Below are 8,808 nucleotides of genomic sequence, written 5' to 3' on the forward strand. Positions count from 1 at the left end.
GTCACGCACCTCGAACAGCATCGAGCAGGTGTCCGGGCAGTCGTGCGGGCAGCCGCCGAAGAAGGTCTCGGTCAGGCTCTCGGCCTCGGCGACGATCAGGGAATCCGGCTTGACGATCTCGTTCATGTTTCCTCCGCGGTCGAGCGTCCGGTCTTCTTGGCGTTCCGGATGGCGAGCCCGACCCGTTCTTTGGGTGCACTAAATCGCAAACAATTCTAAATTTTGGTCAGGTGGAAGGGCCAAATCAGGCATAGTCCATGGTACCAAGTGTTTTATCGCGCCGGGGCGGCCCCATCGTGGTCGGTGGGCGATGGCACCGATTGTTCGGCCTGAATGGGCCACCGCCGACGAGGGTAACGGGTGGAACTGACGCTCACGCTGGACGCGACCTCCGCCAAGCCGCTGCAGGCCCAGGTGTTCGATCAGGTCCGGGCGATCATCCTGGAAGGAAAGCTCAAGGCCGGGATGGGGCTGCCGCCGAGCCGCCTGCTGGCGGAGCGCTCAAGGATCTCTCGCAACACCGTGAACGCCGCCTATGAGCGTCTTGCAGCCGAGGGCTACGTCAAGGCGCGCGGCACGGCGGGCCTGTTTGTGGAACCCATCCCACCGGACAGCCTCCTGCTGATACAGCGTGGCGGCCAGCCCCTGACCAACGGACCGGTCCCGGACGCAGTCAGCGAGCCCCTGCTCTGCTTTGCCGGCTCGCCGGGTGGCGGTGGCGACCGACCGGAACTCGATTTTTGGGTCGGACGCTCCGACCCCGCCGGGTTCCCTCTTCGGATCTGGCGGCGAACCGTGAACCGGCTCCTGTCGCAGGAAACCGCCTTCCTGACAGACTACTGCGACCCGGCCGGTCTCCCGGAATTGCGTTCGGCCATCAGCACGCACCTGCGGCGCGCCAGAGCTGTCGCGGTCACCGAGGATCAGGTCGTCGTAACTACGGGTGGGCAGGACGCTCTCAACCTGGTTTTCAACCTGCTGAGATCCCACACCCGGCAGCTCTGTATCGAGAACCCTTGCTACCTTGGAGCCTCCCTGATTTTCAGGAGCGCCGGCATGGCCATCCATCCTGTCCCGGTCGACGGCGACGGCCTGCGAACGGATCTTCTGCCCAAGGACCGGGGCAGCCTGCTCTACGTCACGCCCTCGCACCAGTTCCCGACCGGCGCGATGATGCCGCTGACCCGACGGCTGGACCTGCTGCGCTGGGCCGAGGAGACCGACAGCTACATCGTCGAGGACGACTACGACAGCGACTTCCGGTACGACGGCCCACCGCTGACCGCCCTGGCCGGCCTCGATGGAGGACGACGCGTCTTCTACGTCGGCACCTTCTCCAAGTCGGTCGGGGCAGGCCTGCGCATCGGCTACGCGACGGTCCCACGCATGTTTTGGGACGATGCGCGGATGCTAAAGGCCCGGATGAGTAACGGCCAAGCCTGGCTTGAGCAGGCCGCGCTGGCCGCCTTCATCGACGAGGGACACTTCGACCGGCACCTGCGCCGGCTGCGTCAACTCTACAAGTCGCGACGCGACTGCCTCGTCCGGGCGCTGCGGAAGACGTTCGACGAGCCCGTCGTCTTGGGTTCGGAGAGCGGCTTGCATTTGGTCTGGCAATTGCCGGACGGTTTCCCCACAGCCAGGAAGATCCAGATCACGGCACGCGAGCGAGGCATCGGCGTCTACGCCCTGTCCAGCGGCGCCGCTTACGACTTTGACCCCGCTGCACGAGATGACATGCTGGTGTTCGGCTACTCCTCGCTGACCGAGCCGCAGATCGAAAGCGCAGTGCGTGAGCTAAAATCGGTATCGAAGGATGTAGGCTGAGGCTAAAACTTGCGCAGCTTACGTCCGCCGTTGGATGCTAGCGACAATGCTCCGTGCGACCGGCTTGGATCGCAAGCGCAACGTCCGATTTAGGGCGAGGAGTTGGGGCCCGGGCAAGGTTCATTGATACTAGTCGGGGATCCAGACATGCGCTGTTTTAAATTGCGGGCAGGAGCACGATGGTCGCTCCGGCTGCCAATTGCAGACGCCTACGCCAGAGGATTGGGGTTTTCAGAGACCCTGGCGTAGGCGTCGTCGGCAAGAGCCGACGAGATCGATTTCGCACAATTCAATTTTGGATGCACTACGGAAAAGCACGCAGCAGCGCGCATTTCAAATGAATTGGCGTCACACAGAAGAAGCCAGAATTTTCATCGGCCACTTTCGGATGCCTGATGCGAGTCTGAAAGTGACATGTTTGAGGCGGATTTTGAACGTCCGCTTCTTGAAGCGAGGTCAAGGTCCGCTTCCCTGAGTTAGCCCCGAGCTTGCTTCTACCCGAAGATCCGGGATCACGCGATTCGGTCGGGAGCCACCTTACTGAATAATGGTGCGTCGTTCACCGGACGGGACTGTCGCGGATTTGCTAGCCGTCCACCGCACGGGATTGTAGTAGATTGGGTAGGACGCCTGGGGATTGGTGCCCCCTTCGCTGCGGTAATGCCCCTTGTAGGCGGCTGCCTTTAGTCGCCCATTCGCATGGATCATGAACAGCAGGCATCCTTGACCGGTCTTGCCCTGGGTCAGCGCCTTCGCCGTCGGCGTCGCGCAGGTCGTGAAGGTTCCGCCGCTCAACGTCGACACGGGCGCATGCGCCTGATCTCTGTCGTCGATGGCGACGAATGCACCGATGCTCTGGGCTGACAGATCCGCGTCGCTGAGATTTTTGTATTCGTAACGCACATAGATCGGCCGTGCGTTCTTCAGGTTGACCGGAATCTCAAACCCTTTCAGATCGTTCGCAGAGCCTTCTTCAATGGCGGTGATCCGCAATTCGATCGGCACTTCCGGGCCTTTCGGAACGAGATGGGGAACCGTCGCAGTCTCTCCGATCTGTAACTCGGATCCAGCCTTTTGATACGATTCTGCATAGGACGGAAGCGGGCTCATAGCGATCAACGTCGTAGCGAGCAACGAGAGTCTACGCATCGGCAATTACCTTTCGTTCATCAAGACAGTTAACGCTGCAGATCCAAACGTCCTGTCACACTTCCTACAGCTGATTTTTGAGCTCAATCTCGATCAGCCTGGACAAAACCTGCAGTTGAAATGCAGCAGGTTTGCGACGTCCCCGCTCTGAACCGCTGAATCGTCTAAGGGTCCTGCCAGCCGGGTCGAGCGCCGCGTAGGTCGTATTCAGCACCGATCTGACCTACGCGACCGTGTTCACGGACCCGCCCGCGATCCTGCGCCTGATTCGTAAGGCAGCATCCGACCCTGTGCAGAAGCCGGGAATGCCTGCTTGCAGGGAGGCTCAGCGAGGCAGTGACCTACTTCCCGGAACAGGTGGGAAGCGGAAGCCCTTCCTTCGCTACTTAATCAACCGAGCGGGGCAGGGTCGGAACGAGCTCTGTCGACACCGACAAACGGAAGTCGATCCGAAAGAGCGAAAGCCCCCTGTCGCTGAGGACGTCCATCTGCCAAGCCTCGCCGTTCTCCAGCCGTGAGGCCTCATCCCTCAACACCTCCGCGGCATAGCGGATGGCTTCAATCCGAGCCGCACGGATGTCCGGAAGGACCGTCCCTTCCGTGTCCCACGAGTCCTGACCATCGTGGATGTTGAAGTAGTAGCGCTGCATCCCGTTCTCCGCGCGCGTAGGCGGGAGCGAAGGACGCTCTCAGCCACCGGCGCCCGAGGGACGATGGCCGGCAATCTTAATCTACGTGGGCGCGAGACGATTGGTTTCAGCAGCTCGTCTGATGGATGGCACCCAAAGTTGGTCTGCTTTCGACCGATCTTGTTGAAAAAATCGCAGGAGGCTCTTCAGGCGATACCCAATGCGAGCCCCCGAGGAATTTTTATCCCTCATGGCGGATCATTGGCCTTAGCTCGCCTTGCTCTTGGCAAGACGTCAGCAGGAACTTCTACGTCTGCAACGGCCCGCAGTGCTCATTCGGCCCGCTCCCGGAATTTTAAACGAAATCGACCCTTTGCAGATTCTCTAAACATCCACTCTCAGACCTTAAAGAAGTTGCGTTGGACGACAAGATGGGACGATTTTAGTCAACAAGCGCTCGAAATCAAATAAAGTACCTAATTATTAATAACACAAATCTACAAAAACACTGATTAAGTCTGCGTCTATGCCTTAATAGTTTGAGCTATTGCGCGCCCAAGGCTCATTAACATCAAATTGGCAGCTTGGTGTAATTCAGGTGGGGCATCAACAGGAAGAGATTGCTTGAGTGCGATACCAAGATCCGCGGCATGCTCGAGGGTTTTTCCCGACTTCGGTGGATTGCCGAGGATATAGCGTTCACCGCCGTCACGCATCTCAGTGATATCGATGAGGATGCCATGCGATCGTGCTGGTTGGCCCGCTGCATCGTGGTAAGTCCGCCCGCGACTAAGGAGCCACCGGACTGTTCCATCGTTTTTGAACACTCTGTATTCGGATAGCACCAAGCCACCCACCTGGACAGCTTGAAGCATGTGCTCCATCAGCCACGTCATATCCTCGGGATGGATCGCCTTCAAAGCGATGGGGCCGCAGATCTCACAATCGGCAAGCTCCGGATCGCCTGTGAGAAGTAGTGCTGCGCCTTCGTCGTAGGTGACTACGCGCCGGACATGATCCCACATCCAAGTACCGACGACACATGATGCATCAAGGGCGGCACGCAGGTGCTCAAGATCAGTGTGTTGGCTTATAGCACTCATGCCCACGGGCGAAACCTCCAGCCTCTCCCTCCCGAGGGACGGAATATTTTCGAAAATTAACATATGCAGTTGCAGGCTTCGAACGCAACCCCGCCCCGTGCTGAAGATAACAGGTGGCGCTCGCTGCTTGCCATTCCTGCGAGATCGCGAGATTGCGTAAAGAGATGTGAGGAAGATGGCGAACAACACAAAGGACTTGACCCGTATCGCCGACGCTCTTGGAGTGCCGCTGTCTGATTTCTACGAAAGTCAGCCTTTTTGCGAATTAGACAGCACTCTTAATGTCGTAGAAACGGCAGTTTTGCTTAAACAAATACACGCCTACTTCGGCCGGTCAAATCTTGAAGACCGCAGAAATTTTGTCGTGGAGCTACAATTAATGATTTCTAAATATTAATGTAATTAAGCTTAATTTCTACACGATAGTGGCGACGCGAGCTACCCACCATGCGGGGAAGTTGGACAAACCTCCATAAAGAATGTGAGGCCTCCTTTCATAACAAGCTGAACAGCTTAGCTTTTGGGTGAGCTGCGAGCATCGTGGGTGTTGGGCTGGTGTCTGACGCTCACCCAGGAACCCCGACGTGGACGCCCACCGTCCGCGCCGAGCTTACGCGCGAGAGCCTGCCCCGCGGTTATCCGTTGTCCCTCTTCGCGATTTCGCGCAACCAGCACTCAGCCGACATGGTGGCTCCTAACGCTGTGGCGAAGGCGTAGGGAGACTGGGTCACTGACGTGGTGGACAACGCGGTAATGGTCCAGCGAAAGGAGCCCGGCTGTTGGTCGTTTGGGAACACTGAGATCACATGGTCGCGTTTTGTAGCATATGTCATAACCGGACCATGCCACGTGGGTGCGCGCCAACTAAGGCCAGATTAACCCCGGCCGCTCCGCGCAGGTGTCGGTCCATGCTCTTCATCGGCAAGGGGCTGCCTCAGACATCGTATCAAGCGCTGCGCGGTTCCAGACAACAGCTTCGCCGAACCGGCGAGGGCGAAGCCGCTCTCCACCCTCCACGAGGCTCCTGAAGGCGTCGGGATCAAGGTCGCTAGCCGCACGTAGGCTCGCGAGCTTCTCCCTCCACGTCCTGCTGCACATGACCGAAGAGCCGGAGCCCATCGCCTCCGAGTTGCTCGCCTTCGCTGGCAGTTTGAGTCGCAATCTCTGCGCCGGTAAGCTTACGTCTGAGGAACAGCGCCGACGGTTCATCGAAGCGGCACGGGCGGCTGGTGCCAGCGCGGATGAGGCCGAGTTTGATGCCGCACTAAAGTGGATCGCACGGCCAAAGGCGCCTAATGAAATTTAGCAGGGCTGATAGACCGGGCCGCCGTTACAAGACCGCGAGCGATCAGGATCAAGATTAAACGCAGTTGTGCGGCTTGAGCCCACACCGGTCCCGGTTCGTGAGACGCACCCTGACGCGGCGCAAGCGAAGATGAGGATCGCGATCAGACTTTTGCGCATTATGCCCCGCCGCTCCGACAAGCCAAGGCGTCGCAGGGGAATAGGGCGCAACTATGCCGACCCCCCGACCATCCGGAATGTAGGCGCCCACCAGGTCCAAAGGTGCATCGACTGTTTAGCGGTGGAAGACGCCGCTGGGTTTGATCTCGCCCTGCAGGAAGCGTTCGCTGTAGCCCATGGCCAGGGGAAGCGCTCCTACGACGAGCAGCATGAGGATGGGGCTACCAATCATGCCCGCCACGAGGATGAGAACGCCAGCGCCGAACACCAACGCGCCGAGGATGATGAACTCGTACAAGTAGGGGGCGAATGGATCGAGGCCCGAGTACCAAGCTGCGAGCGTGCCGATGGCCGTGCTCGTGAGCCAGAGCCGGAGCATTCCTTATCCATGCGTCGTTGAAGGATCAGATGGGCAAACCCACTCCAAGTGCTGCCCCCTCCCCTCACAGCGACAGCTGTCATCCCGCGCCCAGGAAGCCCCAGCACCGGCGGGGCGCGGGTTCAGCGCCCTAGCAGCACAAGAACCCTTCAAGCGTATGGGTGAGCGTTCTGAAGCAAGGCTGATTACCCTGGCCAGAACCGCTGGGGCGGTGGCACATATTCGCTCATGTCCACGCTCACCCAACCCCCTGTCTGGGGCCTCCTCACCCGATCCAGCTTGGATGACCTGCTGGAGCTGTCGGCCGGAGGAATGCCGGGGGTAATCACCGTCGATGCCACAGCGGATCACGCGATGGCCGCGCCACTCGTTGGAATCACACGCCTGATGATCCAGCGGGCTCAGGCTCTCGCTGGCCTCACGCTGACCGCCACGGGTGCGCTGAGCCGCGCCGACGTTCGGGCGCTCTTCGATGCCATGACCTGGCCCGGCTATGACAAGGCCCAGGTGCTCTCGATGAACAAGGTGCTCAACGAGATCGATGTGATGCCCGTGGAGGCTACCCGGATCATCGCGCAAACTGCCAAGCTGCTTCGCAAACGGCAGCGGCGGCTGCTGGTGACCAAAGCTGGTGCAACGCTTGTTCGTGACGACCAAGCTGCGGATCTGTTCCGTTGCCTGTTCGAGACGATGCTCTGGCGCGTCAACCTTGGCTATTTCGACCGCGTGCCCGTGGAGGCCTGGCCGCAGAACCACATCGGCATCGTGCTGTGGTGCCTTTCCGTCATGTCGCCGGAATGGATCGCTCGCGAAGACCTGATGCGCAGCTGTACGGTTTGGGACCCCGCGCTGGACTACGGCCCGGCGGATTTCGCAGGGTTTGCTTTCGAGAGCCGGGTGCTGCGGCCGCTGACGTGGTTGGGTTTGTTCGAAACACGGCTGTTGGGTGATGAAAGCGCCCCGTCGTGGCGCCGTGATCGGCAATACCGGAAAGCCCCATCGTTCGATCGGGCAATCCGGTTCCGCGTGGAGGTCGACAAGCCGGTGGGCCTCGCGCACTGATTGGTCGCCACGGGAGGCATGCGAAGGCCGTTGGCAGCGGCGCGGTCGCTGGATCTTGACGTTCTGCGCGCAAGTAGCTGGCGACGACATTGGCCCGCCTAAGCTCTTGAGAATACGCTCATAAAAACCGCTAAAATGCAGCGTTTCGCCGTCTGTGCGGTGGACCGTGTACCCGTGGCAGACGAAGCGTTGAACGGCATGATGAGCCATGCCGTTCACCGTCGCTCCGGAGCGATCAAGCTGCCTTGGGCTTGCGCCGCTCCGCCATCATCAGGCCGCGTGCCTCGGCGGCGGTGGCGATCTGAGAGTCCAGCTCCCCCGCGCGAACCGCCTCGATCAGCGTATCGATGACCGACGGCAGCTTATCGAGCGTGCCCACCTCCACCGCCTGCTTGCCCTTGGCTAGCTCCAGCGGCTTGCCGCCCACGCGGGCTGCGAAATGCACGGTACCCGTGCCGTCCTCGAACCAGCCCTTGCGCATGCGGCGGCTCACCTCCACCCTGACCCGCTCACCCGCCTCGTTTTTACGGGAAACGAGGTTCTTGGGTGGCGTGTAGAGTTCGCCGGCCGCCACCGCGCTGGCGAAGGCCCGCTGATCGGCCAGGCTGCCCAGCAGCTTGTCACGAGCGCGAGCCAGCGGATCGCCAGCTGTGACGATGGGGGCGGCGTTGCTAAGCTTGAGAGTTTTGAGCACCGACATTTACGTCTCCGTTGGATCCCGTGTGGATCTCATGCCGGGACGCTACTGCCATTGCCCTGCCGTTCAACCGAAGATTATTTCTGGCTCTGGCTTTGTGTCAGACACGAAGCCTAGACTGGTCAGCCCCCATTGAAGTGGTCCGCCCTTTGGTATGGCTTTTGAGCCTGGAGGACGGACGAGATGGCAAAGCACCCGAAGCCCGAGGAGATCGTCACGAAGCTACGTCAGGCGGACGTTCTGATCTCCCAGGGCCAGAGCGTGGCCGATGTAATCCGCGCGCTCGGTGTGAGTTCGGTGACGTACTACCGGTGGCGGCGTGAGTTTGGCGGCCTGAAGTCGGATCAGGTTCGACGGATGAAGAGTCTTGAGACCGAGAATGCTCGGCTTCGAAAGGCAATCGCCGATCTCACCCTCGACAAGCTGATCCTGCAGGAGGCGTCCCGGGGAAACTTCTGAGCCCCGCGCGCCGACGCGCCTGTGTCGAGCACATCATGC

8 protein-coding genes and 1 pseudogene are annotated in these 8,808 nt (G+C 60.1%); 4 read left to right on the plus strand and 5 right to left on the minus strand.

What is annotated here, in order from left to right:
* The first annotated feature begins 360 nt into the window (after positions 1–360).
* A complete protein-coding gene (locus tag FV226_RS26010; RefSeq protein WP_147765199.1) occupies positions 361–1,827 on the plus strand; it encodes a PLP-dependent aminotransferase family protein in 1,467 nt (488 codons plus the stop codon).
* Positions 1,828–2,364: 537 nt separating this feature from the next.
* On the opposite strand, the gene FV226_RS26015 is transcribed toward FV226_RS26010, so the two are convergent.
* From FV226_RS26015 to FV226_RS26025, 3 genes are all read right to left on the minus strand, one after another.
* Positions 2,365–2,937: a hypothetical protein gene (locus FV226_RS26015; protein ID WP_147754462.1), complete on the minus strand. Its 573-nt coding sequence runs from the start codon at positions 2,935–2,937 to the stop codon at positions 2,365–2,367.
* A gap of 425 nt (positions 2,938–3,362) precedes the next feature.
* Positions 3,363–3,626, minus strand: a complete 264-nt coding sequence (locus tag FV226_RS26020; RefSeq protein ID WP_147754463.1) for a hypothetical protein — start codon at positions 3,624–3,626, stop codon at positions 3,363–3,365.
* 503 nt (positions 3,627–4,129) lie between these two features.
* Entirely contained in the window at positions 4,130–4,708 is a 579-nt protein-coding gene (locus FV226_RS26025) for a PAS domain-containing protein (RefSeq protein ID WP_147765200.1), read from the minus strand.
* Between the two features lie 175 nt (positions 4,709–4,883).
* Here FV226_RS26025 and FV226_RS26030 point away from each other — a divergent pair, with 175 nt between their 5' ends.
* On the plus strand, positions 4,884–5,105 hold the full coding sequence (locus FV226_RS26030) for a hypothetical protein (RefSeq protein ID WP_147765201.1): 222 nt from the start codon (positions 4,884–4,886) through the stop codon (positions 5,103–5,105).
* Positions 5,106–6,287: 1,182 nt separating this feature from the next.
* Here the strand turns inward: FV226_RS26030 and FV226_RS26040 are convergent.
* Complete coding sequence (locus tag FV226_RS26040; protein WP_147765203.1) at positions 6,288–6,551, minus strand: hypothetical protein; 264 nt, start codon at positions 6,549–6,551, stop codon at positions 6,288–6,290.
* A gap of 279 nt (positions 6,552–6,830) precedes the next feature.
* Here FV226_RS26040 and FV226_RS26045 point away from each other — a divergent pair, with 279 nt between their 5' ends.
* Positions 6,831–7,613 carry a hypothetical protein gene (locus FV226_RS26045; protein ID WP_147765204.1) on the plus strand — a complete coding sequence of 261 codons (783 nt, stop codon included), beginning with the start codon at positions 6,831–6,833 and terminating at the stop codon, positions 7,611–7,613.
* Positions 7,614–7,848: 235 nt separating this feature from the next.
* On the opposite strand, the gene FV226_RS26050 is transcribed toward FV226_RS26045, so the two are convergent.
* The gene (locus tag FV226_RS26050) at positions 7,849–8,313 is read right to left on the minus strand and encodes a hypothetical protein (RefSeq protein WP_147765205.1); all 465 of its coding nucleotides are present in this window, start codon (positions 8,311–8,313) and stop codon (positions 7,849–7,851) included.
* A gap of 180 nt (positions 8,314–8,493) precedes the next feature.
* Here FV226_RS26050 and FV226_RS26055 point away from each other — a divergent pair.
* Positions 8,494–8,808, plus strand: a pseudogene (locus tag FV226_RS26055) (transposase); the annotation flags it as partial.

It is taken from the genome of Methylobacterium sp. WL12, from assembly GCF_008039475.1.
Lineage (GTDB): Bacteria > Pseudomonadota > Alphaproteobacteria > Rhizobiales > Beijerinckiaceae > Methylobacterium > Methylobacterium cerastii.